Genomic DNA, 25,643 nt, shown 5'->3' on the forward strand with positions numbered 1-25,643 from the left:
CCACCGGTATCAACGTCCTGGTCGATGGTCTGCGACCGGTACCCCGTCGGCGACGGAGTGAACGGCCCGCCTGAACGAACACAGCGGCGAAAAGTCGCGCTGGTTGGGTTCAGCGGGTCGGCAAGCCATCCGTCCCTGGCACACACGACTTGTGGCACTTCTTCCAGCGTGTGTCCTGGGTCGACACTGGGGCCAGCCCGCAAGAACGGAGGCCGCCATGTCAACAGCAGTCGACGATCCGGTTCTGTCTCCGGCCGCGCTCGCGGTCCTCACAGAGCGGTACCTACGCCGCGACGCCGACGGCCGCGTCTGCGAGTCTCCCGGGCAGATGATGGATCGCGTGGCCGGGTTCGTAGCCCAGGCCGAGGACGTTTACCGGTCGGGTAGCGCCGACACGTGGGCGGAGCGGTTCTCCACGCTGTTGCGGGCACGCGAATTCCTGCCCAACTCACCGACATTGATGAACGCCGGGACCGGCGCGGGCGTACTGTCGGGCTGCTTCGTCCTGCCCATAGAGGACTCGCTGGACTTCATCTTCACCACGCTGCGCACCACGGCGCTGCTCCACCAAGTCGGTGCGGGCACCGGATTCTCGTTCTCACACCTACGGCCCCATGACGATCTCGTACGCTCCACCGGAGCACGCGCCAGTGGACCGGTCTCGTTCATCGAGCTGTTCGACACCGCGACGCAAGTGATCCGCCTCGGCGGTCGACGGCGGGGAGCGAACATGGCCGTGCTCGACGTCCACCATCCCGATATCGGGGAGTTCATCCGCGCCAAGAACGACCCCACAGTACTGCCCACCTTCAACCTCTCGGTGGGAGTCACCGACGAGTTCATGTCGGCTGCCACGGCGGATCGTCCTCATCCGCTGATCGATCCCCGTACCGGCCGCGTCCTGCGGATGGTCTCCGCCCGCACCCTGCTGGAGGCCATCGCCGAACAAGCGTGGCGCAACGGCGAACCGGGACTGCTGTTCCTCGACACGATCAACCGCGCCAACCCCCTGCTCGCCCTCGGGCCCGTGGAGGCGACCAACCCCTGCGGCGAGGTCCCGCTCGCGGCGAACGAATCCTGCAACCTCGGATCCATCGCCCTGCCCCGCTTCCTCACCAACGAGCACCTCGACGAACCGCGCCTCGCCGAAGCCGTGCGAATCGCGGTGCGGTTCCTCGACAACGTCATCGACGTAGCGACCTACCCGGCACCACAGCTCGCCACGGCGGCCCGGGCCACCCGCAAGATCGGACTCGGAGTCATGGGACTCGCCGAAACACTGGCGGCCCTGGGACTTCCGTACGACAGCGAAGTCGCCGTGCAGTACACCGGACGGCTCATGTCACGCATCGCGCAATGGGCGCACGCGGCCTCCCGCGAGCTCGCGGCCGAGCGCGGCGCCTTCCCGTTGTTCGCCCGCAGCAGCTGGGCCACGAGACCCGAAGCACCCATGCGCAATGCCCAGGTCACCTCGATAGCGCCCACCGGCACCATCGCACTGTTCGCGGGCACTTCCGCGGGAATCGAACCGCTGTTCGCCCTCGCCTACACCCGGCATGTGCTGGGGCGCGACTTCGCCCAGATCGAGCCGCTGTTCGAACAGGTGGCTACCAAACGCGGCGTGTGGTCTCCGGCGGTCGCGGCCGAGATCGCCGACAGCGGCACCGCCGACCACCCGGACATTCCCGTCGACCTGCGCCGCCGATTCGTGACCGCGCACGAGATCGACCCGTACTGGCATGTGCGAATGCAGGCCGCCGTGCAGCGGCACACCGATGCGGCGGTCGCCAAGACCGTCAACCTGCCCGAATCCGCGGATATCGACGAGGTACGCAATGTCTTCCGCCACGCCTGGCGCGCGGGATGCAAGGGCGTCACCGTCTATCGCTCGGGCAGCCGACCCGATCAGGTCCTGCGGCACCCACACCAGAACGCAACCGCCACAGGGATTCACGTACACGGCGTCTACACCGGCGGCATGCCGGTACCCGGGCGGACGTAAGAACACCGCGTCCTCCGAATTCCCGCTACGCCGCGGCTGCGTCCGACCAGGCACAGCACGGCCTTAGGTCACTGGGATCGGAGACCTCCGGACCTCCCGATGCGGTGGAAATCCGGAAATCCTGGAAGGAGAACCCGACCGGTTCCCCGTGCGACGGTGCGGAAACCTGCGTGTTCGAAAGGCCGGTTGTGCGAATGATGGCAAGTTTGATGTTCGCTTTGGCGGCGTGGGCGCTGCCGGCGACCCTGTGGTGGGCCGCTCACGGTTTCCCGACCGCACGACCTGCTGGAAGGCATCGCACGGAAGTGCCCGGTCGCGATCCGCGTCATCGCGCGGTGGTGTCCTCGGTGGACGACGACACTCGTTTCGCCGCACTCACACGCCAGGGTGTCTCGTGGGCTGATCCGACCATGGTGTGGCCTGCGCTGTCGGTGGAGAACGCTCTGCTGTCGGAGTTGCTCGCCGGCCGTTTGCGGCCGGACTATTACCGCGAGCGGATGACGGATCTCGCGCGCCGCTGTGAACCGGCCGAACCCGCTTCTGGCGAGGAATAGCCCGACCGAGGATTCGCGGTTCGATGCGCGCCTTTCTTCGGAGACCGTGAAGTCCGAAGGCCACTGTGGTTTCGGCAGAGGATTCGGTCACGACGCGAATGGCGATCGTCGCCGGTTTCGGCTACCAGAGACTCTTTCAGAAATTCGGCAAAGGCAGTGGGATCGATTGTGTCGGAACTATTTTCACCCCGTTAGGAGGAACGATGAGTCTGTTTCCTGTCTACCGACAGCCGGGCACACTGATGGCCGACCTCGAGGATATGTGGAATACAACCCTCGCGCCGTTCACCGAGTGGGCGCCGACCTTCGGCACCCATCTGATCCGGGTCGAGGACGCCGTCGAGAAAGGCCGCTACGTGGTGCGCGCGGAGCTTCCCGGTATAGACCCGGACAAGGACGTCGAGGTATCGGTCCGCGATCGACGTTTGATGATCAAGGCCGAACGCACCGAGAAGAAGGAGGAAAAAGGGCGTTCGGAGTTCCGCTATGGCTCGTTCGAACGCACCGTGACCCTGCCGCCGGGCGCTCAGGAGGAGGGCATCGAAGCCACGTACGCGAAGGGCGTCCTCACCGTCGCCGTGCCGATGACCGAACAGCCCGAGGAGCTGACCAAGAAGGTCGAAGTGAAATCGGGCGATTGAGCCCGTCGACCATCGCCCTTCGCGAACGGAGGCGATCGGGTGGGTCCGTCATCGCCTCCGCTTCTTTCCGTGTGTCCGTGGCGACATCGAACAGGTCGTGATGGCTCGCGTATCCAGCGCTGCGTTGGTGGTCGGACCCCGTTCCCAGGAGGTGCGCGGCCGGCAGCAGGGCGGCGAGTCGCACATGCCCTGTTCACCTCGTGTCGATATTGTCGGAGGAAAGCGGGTTGCGCATGAGGATGTGACGCGTCGATGATCAGTGTCTTTCTGGTTGATGATCATGAGATTGTGCGCCGTGGCCTGGTTGACTTGCTGGCCGCGGACCCGGAGCTGAAAGTCGTCGGTGAAGCGGGAAATGTCGTGTCGGCATTGGCGCGAATTCCTACGCTGCGCCCGGATGTCGCGGTGCTCGATGTCGGGCTGCCCGATGGCAACGGCATCGAGCTGTGCCGTGAGTTGTTGTCTCGGCTGGACGATCTGCGATGTTTGATTTTGACCGCGTTCACCGAAGAACAGGCGATGCTCGACGCGGTTCTGGCCGGTGCCAGCGGTTATGTGGTAAAGGACATCAAAGGCATGGAGCTGGCCGAAGCGGTCAAGGCGGTCGGCGCCGGCCGGTCGATACTCGACCCTCGGGCGGCTGCGGCGTTGATGCGGCAGTTACGTCGCAGTGCCGAGAACACCGAAGACCCGCTGGCCGTTCTCAGCGAACAGGAACGCACCATCCTGGGCTTGCTCGGCGAAGGATTGACCAATCGGCAGATCGCCGAGCGCATGTGCCTGGCCGAGAAGACGGTCAAGAACTACGTGTCGCGGCTGCTGATCAAGCTCGGCCTCGAAAGCCGTACCCAGGCAGCGGTTCTCACCACCCGGCTCCACCACGACAGCCAGCACTGACCGTTTCGTACGCGCGGCGGTACCTTTCCTGATACCCGCAGCCGAACTGGTGTCGTTGTTCTCGCTGATCGAGGCCCGGGGACCCTTTCTGCCGTGGTGCGATCGTCGTGTAGTGGGAGTATGAACACGAAACGGGCACCACTACCTCGACTGCGGTGGCGGTCGATCCTGGTTCAAAGCCGAACCGCCCGCTACGCGGTCGGTGGAGTTGGCCCCGGCGTGCTCTTCCTGCATGGCTGGGGACTCGGCGGGCAAGCCTATGCCCGCCCGCTGCAACAGCTCATCCGAATGGGAATGCGCGTGTACGTCCCGGCGATGCCCGGGTTCGGCGGCACCGCCAGCTTGCCCGCCGAGCATCGGACCCTCGCCGGATACGCCCAGTGGGTCGGCGACTTCGCCGACACGATCGGCCTACCCCGACCGGTGACCATGGTCGGGCATTCCTTCGGTGGCGGCGTCGCGATCAAAGCCGCCCACGACCTGCCCGACCTCGCCGAGCGGCTGGTACTGGTGAACTCCATCGGCGGTTCGGCGTGGACCGACGACCGTGGAGTAGTACGCGCGCTGCGGGAACGCCCGTTGTGGGACTGGGGGCTGCACCTGCAGGCCGACCTGTTCCCTGGTCGCCAACTGACCCGGGTCCTACCGGTGATCTTGCGCGACGCGGTGCCGAACGTGGTGCGCAACCCGCGCGGGGTGTGGGAGGTCGCTCACCTCGCCCGAACCGCCAACCTGACCCCCGAACTGGCGGCGCTCGCCGAACGCCGGCTCCCGATCTTCGTGGTGTGGAGCACGCTGGACACGGTCATCCCCGAATCCACGTTCTTGTCGTTGCAGACCGCCCTCGGTGACCCGCGCACCATCACCGTGCCCGGCGGGCATACCTGGCTCATGTACGATCCGAACACCTTCGGCGAACTCATCACCAACGTGATCCGCGAACCGTTTACCGGCACTGACACCACCACCGCGCGACCAGCGGCGGCAGAGCGATCATGGACAGCCAACAGCTAGCGCAACCGCCGGCATCGGGGCTTCGTCCTGCCCCGGGTTCGTCACCTCGGACCGGACTTCGGCAGCAACGAACGCCGAGGTGAACCCGCGGGTCACGATCCATCGGGGTCCAAGGGGATGCGCGCGCTCGAGGTCCTACCGAGGTCACGGAACTGCTGACCGCACCCGCACGGATCGGGCGGCCGACACAGTCATGAGGTTGGGCAGCGCGCGCCTCACCGCTGATGCGCCCTTCCGCGGGCGTGAGCGAGCAGCACCGCGATTTCGGTCGCGATACCCGAGGCGATCTCATCGATGTCGGGGGTGGTGTCGTAGTCCCCGGTGACCCCGAAGTTCAGTTGGTCGGCGTAGCTGAGAATGGCCACGGTAGTGCGCACCCGCATGGCGATGGGGATGGCGGGCCAGATCTCGAGGACCTTCCGGCCGCCCAGCGTCAGCCAGTGCCGGGGTCCGGGAATATTGGTCGCCAGCGCGCCGACCCCGCGCTGCGGGAAACGGGACGCCGTGCGAAAGACCCACGCCGCCACCGCGAATGGCAGCTGATCGGCGAGGGCGAGTAGCGATTTCTCGGCCTCGGCCTCGCCACGGGACCGATGCCCCGCAATGCGCTCGTGAGTGGCGGTGAGGCGTTCGACCGGAGATTCGAACTCGATCGGCAGCTGCACGATCATCGCCGAAACACGGTTGTCCGGAATGTATTTCGCGTCGTCGGCGCGCATCGACACCGGAACCAGGATGCGCAGTTTCCCGGGTGCGGGCGTCTCGCCCCGGATCTGCAGCAGCCGACGGTAGGCGGCGGTGATGGCGGCGACGGCGACATCGTTGATCGTCACCCCGAAGTCCGTGGCGATCTCACGCACCTCCGCCAGACTCGTGCGCTCCGCGACATAGCGGCGCTGCCGCCCGATCGGGCCGTTCAGCGACGAATCCGGAGCTGGGGCGACGGCCCAGTAAACCACGGGGACCAGTGTGCGCACCGCGCCGACCACCGCGCCGGGCACGGTGAGGGACTGGCCGACAGTGCGGGCCACGGCCCCGAATAGACCTCCACGGGAACTCCTTTCGCGGGCCGGCTGCGGAACGGTCGCGACCGGATCGCAGAAGCTCTCGAACAGGGTGATCCCCGAGATGCCGTCGACCATGCTGTGATGCGCCAGCACGATCATCGCCCAGCGATTGCCGCTGAGATTCTCGACCACGACCACCCCCCACAGCGGGTGATCCCGATCGAAGCGCTCGGCGAGCGCGACGGCGACCAGCTCGCACAGCGCCGCCTCGTCACCGGGTTCGGGCAGGGCCGTCCATCGAATATGATGCGCCAAATCGAATTTCGGGTCGTCCTCCCAGACGGGCGCAGCCAGATCCCACGGGGTTCGGCGGACCCGCTGGCGCAGCCGCCCGTGCAGTTCCAGACCACGGTCGAGCCCCGCGCGAAAACTCTCCCGCGTCGGAGGGGGGCCCTCGATGATCGCCACCGCGCCGATGCCCAGGCTGATGTGCCGGTCGGTGTCTTCCATCTCCATGAATCCCGTGTCCAACGGGCTCAATTCGGTCATGACAAGTGCCTGTTTCCCGGCAGCCGCCGCGGCCACCACCACGGCTGAGGAAACTGCCGCTGCTAGTGAGAACTCTCGCGTACAGCGGGCAGCGCACGGCAGATGCCTAGGTACTCGGACGCGGTGACCTTCGTACCCGGACGGGACCACGGGCCCTGCCGCTCGGTCATCACAATGCGATCACGACCGCGGTCCCGATCCCGCCGTCCGGGGCATCGATATGGCTCACGAGCCGTCCGACCTTCCGATGGGCGACCTGTGGCCCTTCTGCCGGGCTTCGCGCACCGTAGAAAATGGGGCCCTACCACGAACGGAGGCACCCATGACAGCAGTCGAAACCGCGATGACAACACGGCCACCGTGCGATGACGAGGTAGTCGTACCGGTCGAGTTCGCCGAACTGGCCGAACATTATACCCGGTCCGAGCCGACCTTCCCGTAACACACCGTCTTCGGAGGAATCGATGAGCAACCCGACCAATCTCAGCCCATCCGAGCGGCAACTCGCAGCCCGGCGCGCCCTCGACGATCTGGGGCGCGACCGCGACGACCATGCGCTGGTGCGTGTGCGTTGCGGGCGCAGCCACCATGTCGCAACGGTTTTCGACACGGCCGCGGGCGCGGTGTACGAAACCCAGATCGGGCCCCACGCACACGGACGCCGCGACTACGTCGACGAGGCACACCATGCCGACCGACGCCACAGCCACTATGTCGACCTGCTCGAGGGCGACCGCTATACCGACGATCTGCTCCCGGCCCATTGCGAATGCGGCAACCACGCACTCTCACGCACCCAAATGCGCCACGCCATCGATACGCACGAGCGCACAGTCCAACTCGCTTAACCGATCCCGATCGCGTCGGTGGCACCACGCAACAACTCTGCGACCTCTTCGCCGGTCGGCCGAGGCATCAGACGCACGCGCATCGCCCGCCATGCCGAGCCCGGAGATCGTGCGGCCCGCGCGAATCCGGCTGGAGCCGCGCATCATCGATGGTCCGGGGAGACCGGTGTCCTGCCCGAAGTGGTGAATCGATCGATATGGGACACAGATGAGTAGTGAACCATCGCAACAGATTCCGATCACCGTGCTACTGGGCGGTGACGTGATGCTCGGCCGCGGCGTCGACCAGATTCTGCCCCATCCGGGCGATCCACAACTGCACGAACGATGGATCCACGACGCCCGCGCTTACGTCGAATTAGCCGAAAAGGCCAATGGGCCGATCCGATACCCGGTCGATTTCGGCTGGCCGTGGGGCGATGCCGGTCCGGTCCTCGATCAACTGGCACCCGAGGTCCGGCTGATCAACCTCGAAACCTCCATCACCCTCGACGGTGAATACGCGCCCGGCAAGGGCATCCATTACCGGATGAATCCCGCCAATCTCGCCACACTGCAAGCGTTTCGGCCCGATATCTGCGCACTCGCCAACAATCACATCCTCGATTTCGGGGTGCACGGCCTGCACGAGACCCTCGCTGCGCTCGCCGCGGCGGGCATCCGGACCGCCGGAGCCGGCACAGACATCGCCGCGGCCTGCCGCCCGGTGGCGCTGGAACCGGCGACCGGGCGGCGAGTGGTCATCGTCTCGGTCGCCAGCACCAGCAGCGGGGTTCCCAGGGCCTGGGCGGCGCAGGATCAGCGACCAGGAGTATGGCTGATCGGCGACCCGCCGGGCCATGGTGCCGCCGACCACATCGCGGGTCAGGCGCTGGCGCACAAGCGAAGTGGTGATGTGCTGATCGTATCCGTGCACTGGGGATCGAACTGGGGTTACGGGGTCGGGCTGAGCGAGATCCAGTTCGCGCACCGGTTGGTCGACGCCGGTGTCGACATCGTCCATGGGCATTCCTCCCATCATCCCCGCCCGATCGAGATCTATCACGGCAGACCGATCCTCTACGGCTGCGGCGATGTCATCGACGACTACGAAGGTATTTCCGGCTACGAGTCCTACCGCCCCGAGCTACGGCTGCTGTACCTGGTTTCGATCGAGCTCGGCGGCCAGCCGACCGGAATCCGGATGCTGCCACTGCGGGTACGCCATATGCGGCTCGAGCATGCTCCACGGGCCGATGCCGACTGGTTGGGCGAGACACTCACCCGCATCAGCCACCGGTTCCATACCCACGTCGAGCGCGGAACCGACGACCTGCTGCGCATCCGCTGGGAATGAACCGAACTCGGCCCGCGTCGAACCGCCCGGAAGGGCAGGGCCCCGTTCGCTGAACCCTCGGTCTCCGAACCTGGTCGATCCCGAATACAGCCGATAACCAGGCCGTCTACCGGGCCGTCAGGCGACGACCACCACCGACTTTCCCCGCAGCCACCCGAAACCCCAGGTCGGCGGCGCGTTACCCGCCAGGCGCCGCGGTCCGAAGTACGATCGGGAAATGCGGTCCATTTGGAAGGGCTCCATCGCGTTCGGACTGGTGAATGTCCCCGTGAAGGTTTACACCGCCACGGAGGACCACGACATCAAGTTCCACCAGGTGCACGCCGCGGATGGCGGGCGCATTCGCTACGAGCGGGTATGTACGGTGGACGGGCAGCCGGTGCAGTATTCCGATATCGACCGCGCGTACGAATCACCCGACGGGGATCGGGTGATTCTCACCGACGAGGACTTCGCGAAACTTCCGGCGGCCGAGAAACACGAAATACCAGTGCTGCAATTCGTGCCGTCGGAGCAGATCGATCCGATTCTGTTCGACAAGAGCTATTATCTGGAACCCGATTCGACCACGCCGAAAGCCTATGCGCTGCTGGCCAAGACCCTCGAACGGGTGGACCGGGTGGCGCTGGTGCACTTCACCCTCCGGCAGAAGACCAGGCTCGCAGCGCTGCGGGTGCGCGACGGGGTGCTGGTGCTGCAGACGCTGCTGTGGCCGGACGAGGTGCGGGCGGCGGCGTTCGACAAGCTCGAGGGCGTGGCCGAGCCGAAGGCCCAGGAATTGCGGATGGCCGAGACGCTGGTCGATACGCTGTCCGACGATTTCGATCCCGGCCTGTACGTGGACGAATATCAGCTCGAGTTGAAGAAGCTGCTCGACGAGGCGATCGCCAGCGGATCCAGCAAGGTCACCCGGGCGCCCGAGGTTGCGGTACCGCAAATGGATGCCGAGGTCGTGGACCTGGTCGCGGCCCTGCAGCGCAGTCTCGAAGCTTCCGGCCGGAAGACGGGTTCCGCACCGGCGGCGCCGGCCAAGAAGGCGGCGAAGGCCACCGCGGAGAAGAAGCCCGCCAAGAAGGCGGCGAAGAAGGCTCCGGCCAAGGCGACTCGCAAGGGCGCGTGACAGCACCCACCTGGCAAACTGTCGGGCATGGATTCCGACCTGTCCATCCATCCGGATATCGCCGTCGTGCCCATGGGGCTCGGGCATCTGCGCCAGGTCATCGACCTCGGCTATCAGGTGTTCGACACCCAGGCCAAGCCCTACACCTCGTGGTCGCTGACCTCGGTGGCCGAGCACCTCGACAGCGCCGGCCGGTCCTGCTGGGTGGCGGTGGATTCGGATCGGGTCGTCGGATTCGTGCTGGCCTCCATGGAATTCGAGCTGCGCGAGGACTGGGCCTACCTGGAATGGATCGCGGTCGCGCCCGACATGCAGGGGCGCGGCGTCGCGGGACAGCTCATGACCGCGTGCTGTGACCTGCTGTTCCGGCGCGGCGCGGCCCGCATCGTCACCGACGTGGAGAACCACAACACCGCCTCGGCATCCATGATGCGCAAGAACGGATTCACCGAGGGCACCACGGTGACCTTGTTCGTGCGGCCCAATCCCGACGAGGCCGTAGCCGGGGACGACGAACAGGTCACGCTGGGACCGGGCACCAAGCGCGATCTCATCCGGCGCGGCCGGATCACCGGGGACGGGCGGCACGGACGGCCCGCCCGCTAGTTGCCGGAGCCTCGCGTGGTTGTCGGATCCTCGCGATACGGTCGCGGGCATGACCGCTGTCGACGAGACCATGTCCGCCATCAACGACGCCGTAACCCTTGGCCGCCAAGGTGATACGGCGACGGCGCGGGAACAGCTGACCGCGCTGTGGGACACCATCGGCGCGGGCGGCGACCCGCTGCACCGGGTCTCGCTGGCCCATTTTCTGGCGGACCTGGAAGAGCACGCGGCGGATGCGCTCACCTGGGACATCCGTGCCCTCGATGCGGCCGACTCGCTGACCGACGAGCGTGCCCAGGCCCACCACGCGGGGTTGAATGTCGCCGGTTTCTATCCGTCGCTACACCTGAACCTCGCCGACGACTACCGTCGCCTTGGCGCTTTCGATACCGCCGCACGGCATCTGGCGGCTGCTCGCGCCCGCCTCGACACCCTCGACGAGGATGGTTACGGGCTGGGCGTGCGGGCCGGAATCGCGAATGTCGAAGCGGCACTGACGGAGCGCTCCACCGAGCAGCTACCGACGCACCCGGGCATGTCGTAACCGCAGCCACCCCGGTCCCTCTGGCCGATCCAGCGGGGGCTTCCCGCGCCTGGGTTCGCGCTTCCCGCGACGCTTCGCATACGGCTTAACTCCGGCACACACGAGTGGGCACTCCGACCGGCGAACATGCCGGACCGATGAGCATTGCTGGGCTGGACCAGGCGATATACGCTGACCGCGATCATCGTCCAGCGAAGGGATGCCGCGATGCCGGAGCCGCGTTCGGAAGCAGCTGCGCCGCAATCGGATCCGCGCGGGCGATGCGGGAGACTCGGCGCTGCGCTGCTGCTGGCCGTGACGGCAGCCGCGGGCGGACCGGCGGCGATGGGTGGGCCGGCAGCGGCCGAGGTGCCCGCTACACCGATCTCCTGCTCCCCCACCCAGCTCGCAACGTATCTGCCCTCCCGTGTGCCGCTGGCCGATTGGTCGGAGAACCTGGGATTCGACGCATCCGGCAATCTGTGGGTGGCGCGCACCTTCGGCAATGCGGTCGAGCGCTACGACCGCGACGGTCACATCATCGCCAGTGTGCCCGCCTCTAGCCCCGGCGCGGTGCGGCTCGGCCCGGACGGGTTGATGTACGTGACCTTCGGCAATTCACCGATCGCCGGTCTCGCCCACCAGGGCGGCGTACTCCGATTCGATCCCGAGGCGGCGATTCCGCAGCCCGAGGTGTTCGTGTCCGGGCTCGGCCAGGCCAATGGGGCCGTCTTCGACGCGGCCGGGAATCTTTTCGTCGCCGACACCACCTCGAACACCGTGGAACGGATCCGCCCGGACGGGACCGTGGATGCCGGCTGGACCGAACGGGCCCGGAACGCACTGGCAGCCAATGGATCCGGTGCCGACGGCATTGTCGTGGCCGGGAACATGCTCTATGTGACCCTCTTGGAGAGCCCGACGGCACGCATCGTCGCGCTGCCGATCGACGATCCGGCCCGGGCCGGCGTCGCCCTCGATCTGGCCCCCGGCGCGCTGCTCCCCGACGATCTGGCGATCGGCCCGGACGGGTTGCTCTACATCACCACCGGCAGCGGGCAATTCGTGCGCGCCGACCCGGTCACCCACACCGGCTGCACGCTGTCCTCGGAGCAGCCGCTGACGTCCGTGGCCGTCGACCCGTCCGACAATCACACATTCCTGCTCGGCACCGAGGGCGGCGCTGTGCTGAAGGCTCACCTCGACTGACGTCAATTGTCCTGTGCGGCACGAGCTCTGCCCTCCCGGAAGAACTCCAGCAGGCCCTGGACCGTCGCCGCCTCGGCCCGGGGGCGCATGGCTCCGAAGGACGCGTTCCAGAACTCGCCTGCACGCCGGGTCCACGGCCCGACATACGCATAGGGCTGCGGGTTGTCCCAGTCCCCGGGGGAGACACCGTAATTCACCTCGTCCACGGCGACGGACAGGTCGAAGTGCTCCGGCCACAGCACCGGTTGTTCCTCGGCGAAGCGCCGTAATGCGGTGTCGCCCACCGCGAACCAGTCGTGCACCGTGGTGGCGGCGTCGGAGTCGACGCTGAAGGACTCATCCGGATCCATGCGGGTGCCGTCGGAGTACAGGCCCGCGGGCGGGGCGTCGGCCGCGAATCCGGCGGTCGAGGCGAGGTCACTGTAGGTGCCGTGCAGGCGGATGCGCCCCAGCGGCCACACCAGATCGGTGCCCGTCACCGACACCGGCCACTTGATGCCGGCGAAGCCGCCCAGCACGATACGCATGCGGATACTGCCGAAGCGGCGGTATTGCGGGCCGGCGATCAGCAGCTCGGCCGCGGCGTGCATGGCGAACCGGGTGTCCTCGTAGGTGATGTCGTCCACGGGGAAATCATCTCCGCCCGGCCGGGCGTGTTGCTGGAAAATGGACTCCAGCAAACAAAACAGCGCCACACCGGACGAATCCGGTGTGGCGCCGGGGTGTTTCGCGGACGGTCAGCTCGCGTTGTCGGTGCAAGCCGACAGGATGACCTTGGCTTGGCGCGGCGAGGACGACCCGGTGTCCGGAAAACCCGGGGCGCTCTTACCGAGCACATTGATGGCGGCCGACTCGGCCTCCACCTTGGACGGAGCCCACGCCCAGCCGAAGCGGGTGTCGGCGCCCTGAGCGACCGCGCCGCAGGCATTGGCGAAGTGCACGACGACCGCGCAATCGCCGCCGCCGCACTTGTCCACGGCCGTGCTGTCCGCGCTGTCCCAGCTGCCGTAGTTCACGGCATAGGCGACGTTTCCGGTGCTCTTGGACAGCGCCAGCGCGCCGTACAGGTCACCGGAGGTGGCGATGAAAACCGGTTCGGTGTCCGCCGCGGAGGCGGTTCCGGCGGCCACGGTGCCCATCGCGGCCATCGACGTAACGGCGAGGCCGACACCGGCCTTGCGCAGCAACGACATTCGATACTCCCCGGGGATGGAAGGTGATAACGGCCGTCATCATGCCAGACGCTCAGACCCGGCGCATGACCGAGACGACCTTACCCAGCACCTGGGCGTGATCGCCGTCGATCACCGGGTACGCCGCATTGCGCGGCTCCAGGTACACGTGCCCGCCCGCACGGCGGTACACCTTGACCGTGGCCTCGCCGTCGATCAAGGCGGCCACGATCTCACCGGTGTGCGCCTCCTGCTGCTTGCGCACCACCACGATATCGCCGTCACAGATGGCGGCGTCGACCATGGAGTCACCGCGAACCCGCAGGCCGAAGACGGTGCCGCGGCCGACCAGCTCGCGCGGCAGAGACAGCACGTCGTCGGTGTGCTCCTCGGCGAGAATGGGGGTACCGGCGGCGATATCGCCCACTACGGGGACCGGCACCGAATTCTCGTCCTGCCGCTGTTGCGACCCGGATGCCCGCAGGAAAAGCCGCACATCCATGGGCCGGGTCACCGATTCACTACGCGTGAGAAATCCGCGCTCCTCCAATTCACGCAGGTGCCGCGATACCGACGACGCCGACTTCAATCCCACCGATTCGCCGATCTCCCGCGTGCTCGGCGAATATCCATGCCGCTGCACCCAATCGCGAATGCTGCACAGAATCCGCTGCTGCCGCTCCGGCAATGTGGAGGTATCGAGATGCTCGAACCCGTCGAAGTCGTCATAGGTCACCGGAGAATTCTACGGCGATACCCCCGAGCGAGATCGATTGCCACACCCGCTGGTTCGCCCGGCTGGTTACTCCGGACCCAGCGCGGGCGCGGCAGGAGTAGCAGCGGCTCCTCGAGTTCGACGACGGCGGGATCGGTGCTCATCATGGCCTCCCGCGACCTGCTCGCCGCCAGCGCCATCCCCACCGTCGAGGACGCCGCCCGCACCGCCGACATCTCCCGCACCACCGCCTACCGCTACTTCCCCAACCAGCGCGCCCTGCTCGCCGCCGCCCACCCGGAAATCGACGAACATTCCCCGCTCCCCGACCCCGCCCCCCGCCGATCCCCGCGAACGCCTGGACCTGGTCATGCGCGGATGCGTCCGCATCACCACCGACTGGGATCCGGAACTCCGCGCGTCCCTCCGCATGTCACTCGCCCCCCACACCGACACCCCCTCCGCCCTCCGCCGCGGCCGGACCATCGGCTGGATCGAGCACGCCCTCGCCCCTCTCCGCGACTCTCACCCCCATCTCGACCTCCACCGCCTCGCCATCACCATCCGATCCGCCACCGGCATCGAATCCTTCGTCTGGCTCGTCGACGTAGCCGCCCTCCCCCGCCCCGAAGCCGCCGAAATCCTTCGCACCACCGCCCAAGCCCTCCTCACCCAGGCCCTCGACGCGAAGTGATCAGGGGTTCCCGGGTGGGGGCATCGCACCGGGGCGCCGACTGGCCGAGGTGGAACGCATGGTCGACCGAATATGGTTGTGCCATGGAGGGTTACGAGAGATTGTTCGATCGGGTTCGGGGGGCGATGTTGGGTGGGGCTGTCGGGGATGCGCTGGGGTGGCCCATCGAGTTTTTGAGTTTGGCGCAGATTCGGGGGCGGTATGGGGAGGCTGGGGTTACCGGGTTCTTGCCGGGGCCGGTTGCGGGTGCGGCGCAGCAGATTACGGATGACACCCAGATGACCTTGTTCACCGCCGAGGGGTTGTTGCGGTGTCCGAAGGGCGCGGATCCGGCGCCGGTGCTGCGGCGGGCGTATCTGCGGTGGCGGGATACGCAGCAGCAGGAGAAGCCGGCGGAGCGGGTCGACGGGTGGCTTGCGGGGCACCGGTTTCTGTATGCCATGCGATCTCCGGGAAACGCGTGCATGACCGGGCTGCGGCGGCAAGCGGAGGGGTTGCTGCTGCCGTTGGAGTTCGGGGAACCGGGACCGGTGAATCCGAAGTCGAAGGGGTGCGGGACCGTGATGCGGTCGGTCCCGTTCGGGCTGGCCGGTTTCGGGTCCGAGCGGGCATTTCACGCCGCCATGCGGTGCGCCCAGCTTACCCACGGGCATCCGACCGCCTATCTCGCGGCGGGCGCGTTCGCGGTGATCGCCGACAGCGTGGTGGCCGGGGCCGAGCTGCCGATCGCCGTGCGCGACACCATTACCCGGATCGCGCCCATGCCGGCCAGCGCGGAGACGGTCTCGGCGCTGGCGGCGGCGCTGGCCATCGCACAGCTGGGTGATCCCACGCCCGAGCGGCTCCAGCAGATCGGCGCCGGGTGGTGTGCCGAGGAATGCCTCGCCATCGCGGTGTACTGCGCGCTGCACACCTATCGCACCGGAGACGTCCGCGCCGGATTGCTGTTGTCGGTCAATCATTCCGGTGACTCCGACTCCACCGGCGCGGTCGCGGGCAATCTGATCGGCGCGGTCCACGGCCTCGAGGCGCTGCCCATGGAATGGGTGGCCGCCGTCGAGGGCCGCGACGAATTGTTCCAGGTCGCCGACGATCTCGTCCTCAACTTCTTCTACGACGATCGCTCGACGCTGGCCGACCGCTATCCCCTCGACAGCGACCTCTACGCCTGACCGGCGGGCCTCATTTCAGTAATAGAAACACACCAGCCCGACCCGCCGCTGCCGGCAGTACCGTAGCCAATCCCCGATCTCGCCGACCGATTCCCGGATACCGACGTCGGTCAGCCGACCCAGGTCCACCGCATCGAAAATGCCAGCGAGCGTGTCGATCTCGTCGACATCGAGCGATCCGATGCACGGAAAGTCGTCGATCCGCGGCATTGGCCCCGGTACCCCACCGTAAGTGAGCGACGCCGGATCGAACGACACCCCGAGCTCCGACAGCGCGGACTCGACCACCTCGAAGTACCCGTACCGCATCCCGGACCACCCCCGATTCGTCAGGATATCGCCATAGGTCGCGCAAAATGCTTCCAGCGCATACCCATACGCGAACCCGATCCCCTCCCGGGCAGGCTCCCCACACAACAACTGCCGGAGTAGTTCCTTCGGCCCGATCTCGATGTCGAAATCCTCCGACACATCCAGCTTCCGGAGTGCGTAGGCGGACATTCGAGCCAACGTCTCATCCGCGAATTCCGCATCGTACGACCCGAGCCGCCGAATACCTTCCAGATCCACGGCATACGGCATGACCCCGTAAGACATATCTTCCTCCCCCGATGAAAACGTCGACCCACCGTAACACGATGGGCCGACACATTTTCCGGGGCGACGGCCGCCGCCCCGGAGACCTGCGGGGCGGACGGCGCGGTCAGGTTGGCCGGGTCCTCGGCGGTCAGCTCTTCGGCCGCGGCGAGGTCTTCACGGGCGCCGCGCAGTCAGGTGTAGGCAGCCATGACCGGCTGGCGTTCGGTCAGCCGAGCGCTGACTCGGCGCACGTTACGCGCCTGCTGGTAGAGGGCCGGGTCGCCGAGTCGGGTTTCCGGCAGTCGGTATTCGGCGATCAGATCGCGAAGTATCGCGTCGTTGGGATCCACGGGGATCACTTCTTTCCGGATCCGGCTATCGCACAGTCCTTCCGGTCGGCCGAGCGATCAACGGCCCGAGCCGGAAACGCCGATGCGGGCCGATCCGTATCCGGATCGGCCCGCATCACAGGTATTCGCTGGTCCCGTCAGACAGTGAACCCGAGGGCGCGCAGCTGTTCGCGGCCGTCATCGGTGATCTTGTCCGGACCCCACGGCGGCATCCAGACCCAGTTGATCTGCAGGTCCTCGGCCAGGCCGGAACGCACCAGGGCGTTGCGGGACTGGTCCTCGATGACGTCGGTCAGTGGACAGGCCGGGGAGGTCAGGGTCATGTCGAGTTTGGCGATGCCCTCCTCGAAGGTCATGCCGTAGACCAGGCCGAGGTCGACGACATTGATGCCGAGCTCGGGGTCGACGACGTCGCGCATCGCCTCCTCCATGTCCTCGAGGTGCTGGATCTCCTCGGGGGTGAGTTCCTTGGCCTGCTGCTCGGTTTCGCTCATCTCTACTCCCCGTTGCCCATCGTCTTCTTGGCTTCCTCCGCCGACGCTATCCGCACCACGGCGTCCTTGAACGCCATCCAGCCCAGCAGCGCGCACTTGACGCGGGCGGGGTACTTGGCGACGCCGACGAACGCGACGCCGTCGCCGATCACCTCTTCGTCGCCCTCGACGGTGCCGCGGCCGGTGACCATCTCGTCGAACGCCTCGACCACCTTCAGCGCCTGCTGCACCGGCAGCCCGATGACCTGGTCGGTGAGCACCGAGGTGGACGCCTGGCTGATCGAGCAACCCTGGCCGTCGTAGGACACGTCCTTGACGTCGCCGTTGTCGTCGATGTGCACGCGCAGCGTCACTTCGTCACCACAGGTGGGGTTGACGTGGTGCACCTCCGCGCCGAACGGCTCGCGCAGCCCTCGGTGGTGCGGGTGCTTGTAGTGGTCCAGGATGACTTCCTGGTACATCTGCTCCATGCGCATGGTCTATGCAACTCCGAAGAAGCTCTGGGCCTTCCGCACCGCGGCCACCAGCTGATCGACCTCGTCCACGGTGTTGTACAGCGCGAAGGAGGCGCGGGCGGTGGCAGCGACGCCGAAGTGCCGGTGCAGCGGCCACGCGCAGTGGTGGCCGACCCGGATGGCGACACCCTGGTCGTCGAGGATCTGGCCGACATCGTGGGCGTGGATGCCGTCCACCAGGAACGACACCGCGCCGCCGCGGTTGACATTCTCGGTCGGGCCGATGATGCGGACGCCGTCGATGGCTCCCAGACCCTCGAGGGCCGCGCTGATGAGCGTGTGCTCATGCGCCGCAACGGCTTCCATCCCGATATTGCAGAGATACTTGACGGCAGCGCCCAATCCGACCACCTGCGAGATCATCTGCGAGCCCGCCTCGAACCGCTGCGGCGGCGGGGCGAAGGTCGAGTGATCCATGTACACGGTCTCGATCATGGAGCCGCCGGTGATGAACGGCGGGGTGTCCTCGAGCAGTTCACGCCGGCCGTACAGGATGCCGACACCCGAGGGGCCCAGCATCTTGTGACCGGAGAAGGCGGCGAAGTCGACGCCCAGCGCCCTGAAGTCCACCGCCATGTGCGGAACCGACTGGCAGGCGTCCAGCACCACGATCGCGCCGACTTCCTTGGCGCGGCGCACCAATTCGGCGACATCCGCGACCGCACCGGTCACGTTGGACTGGTGGGTGAAGGAGACCACCTTGGTGGCGGGCGACAGTTCGAGCGAGTCCAGGTCGATGCGGCCGTCGCCGGTGATGCCGTACCACTTCAGCGTCGCCCCGGTCCGGCGCGCGAGCTCCTGCCACGGAACGAGATTCGCGTGATGCTCGAGCTCGGTGATGACGATCTCGTCGCCGGGCCCGACGCGGTACGGGAATCGGTCGTCGGAGAAGGCGTAGGCCACCACGTTCAGCGACTCGGTCGCGTTCTTGGTGTACACGATCTCGTCCGCGCCGACGCCGACGAACGCCGCGATCGCCGCGCGCGCCGCCTCGTAGGCCTCATTGGCCTCCTCGGCGAGCTGGTGCGCGCTGCGATGCACGGCCGCGTTGTGTTCGAGCAGGAATTCCCGCTCGGCGTCGAGCACCTGCAGCGGACGTTGCGACGTCGCACCGGAATCCAAGTACGCCAACGGTTTCCCGTCGCGCACGGTCCGGCTCAGGATTGGGAAATCGGCCCGGATCCTGGCGATGTCGAGAGTCCCCACGGTGCTGGTCATTCAGGCTCCTACGGAAGCGGCTGTGTCGGATTCGCGGCTCGCCGCGGTGAAGCGTACGTAGCCATTCGCGTCGAGTTCCTCGGCCAGCTCGGGGCCGCCCTCGGCCACGATGCGGCCGCCCACGAACACGTGAACGAAGTCCGGCTGGATGTAGCGCAGGATGCGCGTGTAGTGGGTGATCAGCAGGATGCCGCCGGTCTCCCGCTCCTTGTAACGGTTCACACCCTCGGAAACAATCCGCAGCGCGTCGACGTCCAGACCCGAGTCGGTCTCGTCGAGGATGGCGATCCTCGGCTTGAGCAGGCTCAGCTGCAGGATCTCCTGGCGCTTCTTCTCACCACCGGAGAAGCCCTCGTTGACCGAGCGCTCACCGAAGGCCGGATCGATGTCCAGCTCGGCCATGCCCTCCTTGACTTCCTTCACCCAGGTGCGCAGCTTCGGCGCCTCGCCGCGGACGGCGGTGACGGCGGTGCGCAGGAAGTTCGAGACCGAGACGCCCGGAACCTCGACCGGGTACTGCATGGCCAGGAACAGGCCGGCACGCGCGCGCTCGTCGACCGACATCTCCAGCACGTTCTCGCCGTCGAGGGTGATGGTGCCCTGGGTGACGGTGTACTTGGGGTGGCCGGCGATGGCGTAGGACAGGGTCGACTTGCCGGAGCCGTTGGGGCCCATGATCGCGTGGGTCTCACCCGACTTCACGGTCAGGTTCACGCCCTTGAGGATCTTGATGGGCTCGGCGTTCTCGTCCGGGCTGGCGACCTCGACGTGCAGGTCCTTGATTTCCAGGGTGGTCATCGAATTCGAATTCCTTTGTGGGAGTGGGAAGTAGTCAGACGCCGACAACGGCGAGCTCGGCCTCGATGGCCGCCTCGAGCCGCTCCCGGACCTCGGGGACCGTGATCTTCTGAATGATCTCGAAGAAGAAGCCGCGCACGACCAGACGCCGCGCCGCCTCCTCGCTGATACCGCGCGAGCGCAGGTAGAACAGCTGCTCGTCATCGAAACGCCCAGTGGCCGAGGCATGTCCGGCGCCGACGATCTCGCCGGTCTCGATCTCCAGGTTCGGCACCGAGTCGGCGCGCGCGCCATCGGTGAGCACCAGGTTGCGGTTGGCCTCGTAGGTGTCGGTGCCCTCGGCCGCCGCGCGAATGAGCACGTCGCCCACCCACACGGTGCGCGCGTCCGGCTTGCTGGAGGACGGATCGCCCTGCAGCGCACCCTTGTACAGCACGTTCGACTTGCAGTGGGGCACCCCGTGATCGATCAGCAGGCGCTGTTCGAAGTGCTGGCCGTCATCGGCGAAGTACACGCCGAGCAGCTCGGCGTCGCCGCCCGGACCGTCGTAGCGGACGGTTGCGGTCAGGCGCACCAGATCGCCACCGAGGGTGACATTGGCGTGCCGCAGGGTGGCGTCCCGCCCCAGCTTGGCGTGGTGCGCGGTCGCGTGCACGGCGTCGTCGGCCCAGTCCTGGATGACGGTGACATTCAGCTTGGCGCTGTCGCCGAGCACGAATTCCACGTTCTCCGCATAGGTTCCGCTGCCGCGCTGATCGACGACCACGTTCGCGTGGGCGAAGTTGCCCAGTCGGATCTGGGTGTGCCCATAGGCGGTCTTGCCCTCACCCGGACCCGTGATGGTGACGACGACCGGTTCGGCCACTTCGGTTTCCGCGCCGATCGACACGATGGTCGCGTGCTCGAAACCCGAGTACGCCTGCGCGGCAACGCGATCGGTGGGGGCACCGGCGACACCGAGGCGAGCGTCGTCACGGCCGACGGTCTCCACCGTCACGCCCTCGACAGCGTTCGCCTCGACGACGGCCCGGCCGTCGCGAATGGCGGTGCCGTCGTGCAAGCCACGCAGGCGACGCATCGGGGTGAAGCGCCACACCTCGTCATGCGCGGACGGCACTTCGAAGGCGTTCACGTCGAAGGACGCAAAAACCTCACCCTTGTTGATCGCCGGGCTCTTCCCGTGGTTCGCTTCGCTCACGCGGCCCTCGGCGGCAACGGCAACATTCTCGACCGTCATCAGCCGACGGCTCCTTCCATCTGCAGTTCGATCAGGCGGTTCAGCTCCAGGGCGTACTCCATCGGGAGCTCCTTGGCGATCGGCTCGACGAAGCCGCGCACGATCATGGCCATGGCCTCGTCCTCGGTGAGGCCGCGGCTCATCAGATAGAACAGCTGGTCCTCGGACACCTTCGACACCGTGGCCTCATGGCCCATGGTCACGTCGTCCTCGCGGATGTCGACGTAGGGGTAGGTGTCGGAGCGAGAGACGTTGTCCACCAGCAGCGCATCGCACTTCACGGTCGACTTCGAGCCGTGCGCACCCTTGTTCACCTGAACCAGGCCGCGGTAGGAGGCACGACCGCCGCCACGCGCCACCGACTTCGAGATGATGTTCGAGGAGGTGTTCGGCGCCAGGTGCAGCATCTTCGCACCGGTGTCCTGGTGCTGGCCCTCACCGGCGAACGCGATCGAGAGCACCTCGCCCTTGGCGTGCTCACCGGTCATCCACACGGCCGGGTACTTCATGGTGACCTTGGAGCCGATATTGCCGTCGACCCACTCCATGGTCGCGCCCGCCTCGGCCTTGGCGCGCTTGGTCACCAGGTTGTAGACGTTGTTCGACCAGTTCTGGATCGTGGTGTAGCGGCAACGGCCGCCCTTCTTCACGATGATCTCGACCACCGCGGAGTGCAGCGAATCCGAGGAGTAGATCGGCGCGGTGCAGCCCTCGACGTAGTGGACATAGGCGTCCTCGTCGACGATGATCAGCGTCCGCTCGAACTGACCCATGTTCTCGGTGTTGATGCGGAAGTACGCCTGCAGCGGGATGTCCACGTGCACGCCCGGCGGCACGTAGATGAACGAACCACCCGACCACACCGCGGAGTTCAGCGCCGAGAACTTGTTGTCACCCGAGGGGATGACCGAGCCGAAGTACTTCTGGAACAGCTCCGGGTGCTCCTTGAGACCGGTGTCGGTGTCGAGGAAGATGACGCCCTGCTTCTCCAGGTCCTCACGGATGGAGTGGTAGACGACCTCGGACTCGTACTGCGCGGCGACACCCGCGACCAGCCGCTGCTTCTCCGCCTCCGGGATGCCCAGCTTGTCGTAGGTGTTCTTGATGTCCTCGGGCAGCTCCTCCCAGGACGCGGCCTGCTTCTCGCTGGAGCGCACGAAGTACTTGATGTTGTCGAAGTCGATGCCCTCGAGATTCGAACCCCAGCTCGGCATGGGCTTCTTGTCGAAGATGCGCAGCGCCTTGAGGCGGAAGTCGAGCATCCACTCGGGCTCGCTCTTCTTCGCCGAGATGTCGCGTACGACGTCCTCGGACAGGCCGCGCTTGGCACTGGCACCGGCGACATCCTTGTCGGCCCAGCCGTACTCGTAGGTGCCCAGGGACGCGATGGTCTCTTCCTGGGACAGCGGCTGCACCTGGTCGGTGGTCGTCGTCATTCGGCACTCCTTCCGGAGTCATGTGTAGAAGTCGTTGCGGGCTGTGCAACGGGGGTCGATGCGGAGTTCTGCTGGGCGGTATTCGATTTGGGGGGCGCTGCCACGAGCGGGACGTGCGTGGTGCAGGCGCAGTCGCCGTTGGCGATGGTCGCCAGGCGCTGCACATGCGTTCCGAGAATCTCCCGGAAGGCCTCGAGCTCGGCCGCGCACAGCTCCGGGAACTCCTCGGCCACATGCGAGACCGGGCAGTGGTGCTGGCAGATCTGCACGCCCGCACCGACTTTCCGGGTCGAGGCCGCGAATCCGGCGTCGGTGAACGCTTCCGCGATCTCCTCGGCCTTGGCCTCGGTCTCGGCCGGGGCGTGCCCGGCGAGCTCGCCGACCCCGGAGACGATCGTCGCCACCCGCTTGCGCGCGAACTCGGTGATGGCCTGATCCCCGCCGATCTCCCGCAGCTGCCGCATGGCGGCTCCGGCGAGGTCATCGTAGGCGTGCCCCAGGCGGCCACGGCCGGTGGCCGTCAGCTGGAACTGCTTGGCGGGACGACCGCGGCCCTTCTGCTGCCACGGCGCGGACCGCGTCGCGCGGGCCTCGCCCGATTCGATGAGCGCGTCCAGATGCCGGCGCACGCCCGCGGGGCTCAGCCCCAGGCGTTCACCGATGGCGGTCGCGGTGATCGGACCCTCTTCCAGCAGCAGCTTGATGACCGCTTCCCGGGTGTGGCCCTCACCCGCCGGCCCGGGCACGACAACGGACCGGGCACCGTCGTGTTGGTGCCCGGCCTGTTCCGCGTTCCGCAAACCCACGGTTTTCACAACATCAGTGTGACGGAATTCCATTCCCCGATCCAGTAAGGGTCACCTGACCTGAATTTCGCGACCTGGGGCGATGGGGTCGCGTGTGATCCGGGCCACCCTGAATATCCGGGCGATTCGGAAATTCGGGCCGGTCATGGCGGGTTTCCGAAGTCGTGAACAGTGTGCTCGTGGTGGGTGCGACGGGAAATGTCGGCCGGCAGGTAGTGGCCCGATTGGCCGAGACAGGGGTCCGGACGAGAGCGCTGGCTCGCGATCCGGAGACCGCCGGTCTGCCGTCCGGCGTCGAGGTGGTGGCCGGGGATCTGAGCGATCCGGACTCCCTCGCGGCGGCCGCGGACGGGGTCGAATCGGTGTTCCTGGTGTGGCCGTTCCATGGGACGGAGGGCGCGGCACGGGTATTGAAGGTGCTGAGCGAGCACGTTCAGCGGGTCGTGTATCTGTCGTCCACGACGGTGAACGATCAAGGGCCGCAATCGGATCTGATTCCGCAGCGCCATGCCGAGATGGAGGCGCTCGTCGAGGCGTCCGGGCTGCCGTGGACCATCCTGCGCGCGGACGCCATCGCCTCCAACGCGCTGGGGTGGGCGGGGCAGATTCGCGCCGGTGACGTGGTGCGCGGTACCGGGGTCGCGCCGACCGCGGTGGTGCACGAGGGCGATATCGCGGCCGTCGCGGTGCGACTGCTCACCGATCATTCGCACACTTGGCGGAAATACCTGGTGACCGGGCCGCGAGTGGTCGGGCGGTCCGATCAGGTCGCGGCGATCGGCGACGCCCTGGGGCGTTCGCTGCGGTTCGAGGCGCTGCCGCTGGGCGTGGCACGGGAGTCGATGGTCGCGGCCGGACTGCCGGCGTCGCTGATCGAAACCTTGCTGTCGATGGCCGAGTTCCGGCCGCCCTCGGATCTGGTCACCACGGTCGTGGCCGACCTCACCGGGCGGCCGGCGCGGGATGTCCGGGACTGGGCCGCCGAGCATGTGGCCGAATTCCGGTAGCCGATCGGTCGCCCACCCGGCAATGTACGGGCCGCGGGCATAAGTTCGATGCCAATCGAATTGTCATGGAAGGTGGGTGTCGCAGCGCCCGCCCCACAGACCACGATCGCCGATCCACGAAAGCCGGTGCCAGCATGCCCGTCGCACTGTCCCTTCTCGATCTCGCCGCCATCGCGCCCGGCCAGACCGCACGCGACAGCTTCCACAACAGCGTCGCGCTGGCACAGGCGGCGGAGCGCAGCGGGTATCAGCGGGTCTGGTACGCCGAGCACCACAACATGGGGTCGATCGCGTCCAGCGCGACCAGCGTGCTCATCGGATACGTGGCGGCGCACACCGACTCGATCCGGCTGGGCGCGGGCGGGATCATGCTGCCCAATCACTCGCCGCTGGTGATCGCCGAGCAGTTCGGCACCCTGGAATCGCTGTTCCCGGATCGCATCGATCTCGGGCTGGGCCGCGCGCCGGGCAGCGACCAGGAGACCATGCGGGCATTGCGCCGCAATCCGTCCTCGGCGGACACCTTCCCGCAGGACGTGCTGGAGTTGCAGGGATACCTGACCGGAAACTCGCGGATCCCGGGAGTGAAGGCCGTACCGCGAGCGGAAGGCGTTGTGCCGCTCTACATTCTGGGGTCGTCGCTGTTCGGCGCGCAGCTGGCCGCGCACCTGGGTCTGCCGTATGCCTTCGCCTCGCACTTCGCGCCGGACTCGCTGCACGAGGCCGTGCGCGAGTACCGAGACCGCTTCAAGCCCTCGGAGCAGCTGGCCGAGCCCTATGTGATCGCCGGGGTCAATGTGTTCGCGGCCCAAGACCATGCGCAGGCCGAGGAGCAGAAGACCGTCTCCTACCGGCAGCGCACGCGCGCGTTCATCAAGCGCGGCGCGGCCGGCATGGAGTTCTCCGATGAGGAGATCGATGCCTTCCTGGCCTCGCCCAACGGCCGGCACCTGGCCAGAATGACCACGTACACGGCTGTGGGGACGCCCGCCGAAGTTGTTGCGTACCTGGAGGATTTCGCCGCCGATATCCGGGCCGACGAGCTCATCACCGCGCATCATGCCCAGAACGTCGACGACCGGGTGCGCTCGATCGAGCTGACCGGCGCGGCGATGGGCACACGCGAATCCGTCACGCGCTGAGA

Annotated in this window: 28 protein-coding genes; 15 read left to right on the forward strand and 13 right to left on the reverse strand. The window is 66.9% G+C overall.

The features are described from left to right. Positions 1-217: 217 nt before the first annotated feature. The 5 genes from ON33_RS11370 (at position 218) to ON33_RS11390 (ending at position 5,108) form a co-directional block, all read left to right on the forward strand. Positions 218-2,002: an adenosylcobalamin-dependent ribonucleoside-diphosphate reductase gene (locus ON33_RS11370; RefSeq protein ID WP_051151916.1), complete on the forward strand. Its 1,785-nt coding sequence runs from the start codon at positions 218-220 to the stop codon at positions 2,000-2,002. A 194-nt stretch (positions 2,003-2,196) separates the two neighbouring features. After that, complete coding sequence (locus ON33_RS11375; protein ID WP_157184484.1) at positions 2,197-2,556, forward strand: hypothetical protein; 360 nt, start codon at positions 2,197-2,199, stop codon at positions 2,554-2,556. 203 nt (positions 2,557-2,759) lie between these two features. Next, the gene (locus tag ON33_RS11380; protein ID WP_040858270.1) at positions 2,760-3,197 is read left to right on the forward strand and encodes an Hsp20/alpha crystallin family protein; all 438 of its coding nucleotides are present in this window, start codon (positions 2,760-2,762) and stop codon (positions 3,195-3,197) included. Positions 3,198-3,449: 252 nt separating this feature from the next. Continuing rightward, positions 3,450-4,094, forward strand: a complete 645-nt coding sequence (locus tag ON33_RS11385) for a response regulator (RefSeq protein ID WP_040858272.1) — start codon at positions 3,450-3,452, stop codon at positions 4,092-4,094. A gap of 219 nt (positions 4,095-4,313) precedes the next feature. After that, entirely contained in the window at positions 4,314-5,108 is a 795-nt protein-coding gene (locus ON33_RS11390; RefSeq protein ID WP_245550481.1) for an alpha/beta fold hydrolase, read from the forward strand. Between the two features lie 215 nt (positions 5,109-5,323). On the opposite strand, the gene ON33_RS11395 is transcribed toward ON33_RS11390, so the two are convergent. Further along, positions 5,324-6,664, reverse strand: coding sequence for a wax ester/triacylglycerol synthase family O-acyltransferase (locus ON33_RS11395; RefSeq protein ID WP_040858274.1), 1,341 nt, complete (start codon positions 6,662-6,664; stop codon positions 5,324-5,326). A 464-nt stretch (positions 6,665-7,128) separates the two neighbouring features. On the opposite strand from ON33_RS11395, the gene ON33_RS11400 reads away from it, so the two are divergent. The 6 genes from ON33_RS11400 to ON33_RS11425 all read left to right on the forward strand — a co-directional run bounded on the left by ON33_RS11400 (position 7,129) and on the right by ON33_RS11425 (position 12,306). Next, positions 7,129-7,512, forward strand: coding sequence for a hypothetical protein (locus tag ON33_RS11400; RefSeq protein ID WP_051151917.1), 384 nt, complete (start codon positions 7,129-7,131; stop codon positions 7,510-7,512). Between the two features lie 208 nt (positions 7,513-7,720). Next, positions 7,721-8,848 (forward strand): CapA family protein, encoded by a 1,128-nt coding sequence (locus ON33_RS11405; RefSeq protein ID WP_040858275.1) that lies wholly within the window; start codon positions 7,721-7,723, stop codon positions 8,846-8,848. 217 nt (positions 8,849-9,065) lie between these two features. Next, on the forward strand, positions 9,066-9,968 hold the full coding sequence (ku, locus tag ON33_RS11410; RefSeq protein WP_040858277.1) for a non-homologous end joining protein Ku: 903 nt from the start codon (positions 9,066-9,068) through the stop codon (positions 9,966-9,968). A 27-nt stretch (positions 9,969-9,995) separates the two neighbouring features. Next, the gene (locus ON33_RS11415) at positions 9,996-10,574 is read left to right on the forward strand and encodes a GNAT family N-acetyltransferase (RefSeq protein WP_040858279.1); all 579 of its coding nucleotides are present in this window, start codon (positions 9,996-9,998) and stop codon (positions 10,572-10,574) included. A gap of 49 nt (positions 10,575-10,623) precedes the next feature. Continuing rightward, positions 10,624-11,118, forward strand: coding sequence for a hypothetical protein (locus ON33_RS11420; RefSeq protein WP_040858281.1), 495 nt, complete (start codon positions 10,624-10,626; stop codon positions 11,116-11,118). 207 nt (positions 11,119-11,325) lie between these two features. Next, a complete protein-coding gene (locus ON33_RS11425; protein WP_157184485.1) occupies positions 11,326-12,306 on the forward strand; it encodes an SMP-30/gluconolactonase/LRE family protein in 981 nt (326 codons plus the stop codon). Positions 12,307-12,308: 2 nt separating this feature from the next. Here the strand turns inward: ON33_RS11425 and ON33_RS11430 are convergent, their stop codons facing one another. The 3 genes from ON33_RS11430 to lexA form a co-directional block, all read right to left on the reverse strand. Continuing rightward, complete coding sequence (locus ON33_RS11430; RefSeq protein WP_051151936.1) at positions 12,309-12,932, reverse strand: hypothetical protein; 624 nt, start codon at positions 12,930-12,932, stop codon at positions 12,309-12,311. A gap of 111 nt (positions 12,933-13,043) precedes the next feature. Next, positions 13,044-13,499: a DUF4189 domain-containing protein gene (locus tag ON33_RS11435; RefSeq protein WP_040858283.1), complete on the reverse strand. Its 456-nt coding sequence runs from the start codon at positions 13,497-13,499 to the stop codon at positions 13,044-13,046. Positions 13,500-13,551: 52 nt separating this feature from the next. Next, a complete protein-coding gene (gene lexA / locus ON33_RS11440) occupies positions 13,552-14,214 on the reverse strand; it encodes a transcriptional repressor LexA (RefSeq protein ID WP_040858285.1) in 663 nt (220 codons plus the stop codon). A gap of 349 nt (positions 14,215-14,563) precedes the next feature. On the opposite strand from lexA, the gene ON33_RS42725 reads away from it, so the two are divergent. Continuing rightward, positions 14,564-14,887 carry a hypothetical protein gene (locus tag ON33_RS42725; protein WP_157184486.1) on the forward strand — a complete coding sequence of 108 codons (324 nt, stop codon included), beginning with the start codon at positions 14,564-14,566 and terminating at the stop codon, positions 14,885-14,887. Positions 14,888-14,970: 83 nt separating this feature from the next. After that, positions 14,971-16,059, forward strand: a complete 1,089-nt coding sequence (locus tag ON33_RS11450; RefSeq protein WP_040858287.1) for an ADP-ribosylglycohydrolase family protein — start codon at positions 14,971-14,973, stop codon at positions 16,057-16,059. A 15-nt stretch (positions 16,060-16,074) separates the two neighbouring features. On the opposite strand, the gene ON33_RS11455 is transcribed toward ON33_RS11450, so the two are convergent. The 9 genes from ON33_RS11455 to ON33_RS11490 all read right to left on the reverse strand — a co-directional run bounded on the left by ON33_RS11455 (position 16,075) and on the right by ON33_RS11490 (position 23,525). Then, positions 16,075-16,656 (reverse strand): DUF7691 family protein, encoded by a 582-nt coding sequence (locus ON33_RS11455; RefSeq protein WP_040858289.1) that lies wholly within the window; start codon positions 16,654-16,656, stop codon positions 16,075-16,077. 173 nt (positions 16,657-16,829) lie between these two features. Then, a complete protein-coding gene (locus tag ON33_RS41125; RefSeq protein WP_157184487.1) occupies positions 16,830-16,988 on the reverse strand; it encodes a hypothetical protein in 159 nt (52 codons plus the stop codon). A 137-nt stretch (positions 16,989-17,125) separates the two neighbouring features. After that, positions 17,126-17,482, reverse strand: a complete 357-nt coding sequence (locus tag ON33_RS11460) for a metal-sulfur cluster assembly factor (RefSeq protein ID WP_040858292.1) — start codon at positions 17,480-17,482, stop codon at positions 17,126-17,128. A gap of 2 nt (positions 17,483-17,484) precedes the next feature. Further along, positions 17,485-17,958, reverse strand: coding sequence for a Fe-S cluster assembly sulfur transfer protein SufU (gene sufU, locus ON33_RS11465; RefSeq protein WP_040858294.1), 474 nt, complete (start codon positions 17,956-17,958; stop codon positions 17,485-17,487). A 3-nt stretch (positions 17,959-17,961) separates the two neighbouring features. Beyond that, positions 17,962-19,215 carry a SufS family cysteine desulfurase gene (locus tag ON33_RS11470; protein WP_040858296.1) on the reverse strand — a complete coding sequence of 418 codons (1,254 nt, stop codon included), beginning with the start codon at positions 19,213-19,215 and terminating at the stop codon, positions 17,962-17,964. After that, positions 19,216-20,013 carry a Fe-S cluster assembly ATPase SufC gene (gene sufC, locus ON33_RS11475; protein WP_040858302.1) on the reverse strand — a complete coding sequence of 266 codons (798 nt, stop codon included), beginning with the start codon at positions 20,011-20,013 and terminating at the stop codon, positions 19,216-19,218. Between the two features lie 34 nt (positions 20,014-20,047). Further along, complete coding sequence (gene sufD / locus ON33_RS11480) at positions 20,048-21,250, reverse strand: Fe-S cluster assembly protein SufD (RefSeq protein ID WP_040858304.1); 1,203 nt, start codon at positions 21,248-21,250, stop codon at positions 20,048-20,050. Then, positions 21,250-22,686: a Fe-S cluster assembly protein SufB gene (sufB, locus tag ON33_RS11485; RefSeq protein ID WP_040858306.1), complete on the reverse strand. Its 1,437-nt coding sequence runs from the start codon at positions 22,684-22,686 to the stop codon at positions 21,250-21,252. The genes sufD and sufB overlap by 1 nt, the downstream gene beginning before the upstream one ends. Further along, entirely contained in the window at positions 22,683-23,525 is an 843-nt protein-coding gene (locus tag ON33_RS11490) for a helix-turn-helix transcriptional regulator (RefSeq protein ID WP_085996723.1), read from the reverse strand. Before ON33_RS11490 ends, sufB begins: the two co-directional genes overlap by 4 nt. A 146-nt stretch (positions 23,526-23,671) precedes the next feature. Between ON33_RS11490 and ON33_RS11495 the strand changes: the two genes are divergently transcribed. Further along, on the forward strand, positions 23,672-24,499 hold the full coding sequence (locus tag ON33_RS11495; RefSeq protein WP_083868892.1) for an NAD(P)H-binding protein: 828 nt from the start codon (positions 23,672-23,674) through the stop codon (positions 24,497-24,499). Between the two features lie 134 nt (positions 24,500-24,633). Further along, positions 24,634-25,641: an LLM class flavin-dependent oxidoreductase gene (locus ON33_RS11500; RefSeq protein ID WP_040858311.1), complete on the forward strand. Its 1,008-nt coding sequence runs from the start codon at positions 24,634-24,636 to the stop codon at positions 25,639-25,641. The last annotated feature ends 2 nt before the right edge of the window (positions 25,642-25,643 follow it).

The sequence above is a fragment of the Nocardia niigatensis NBRC 100131 genome, assembly GCF_000308655.1.
GTDB lineage: Bacteria > Actinomycetota > Actinomycetes > Mycobacteriales > Mycobacteriaceae > Nocardia > Nocardia niigatensis.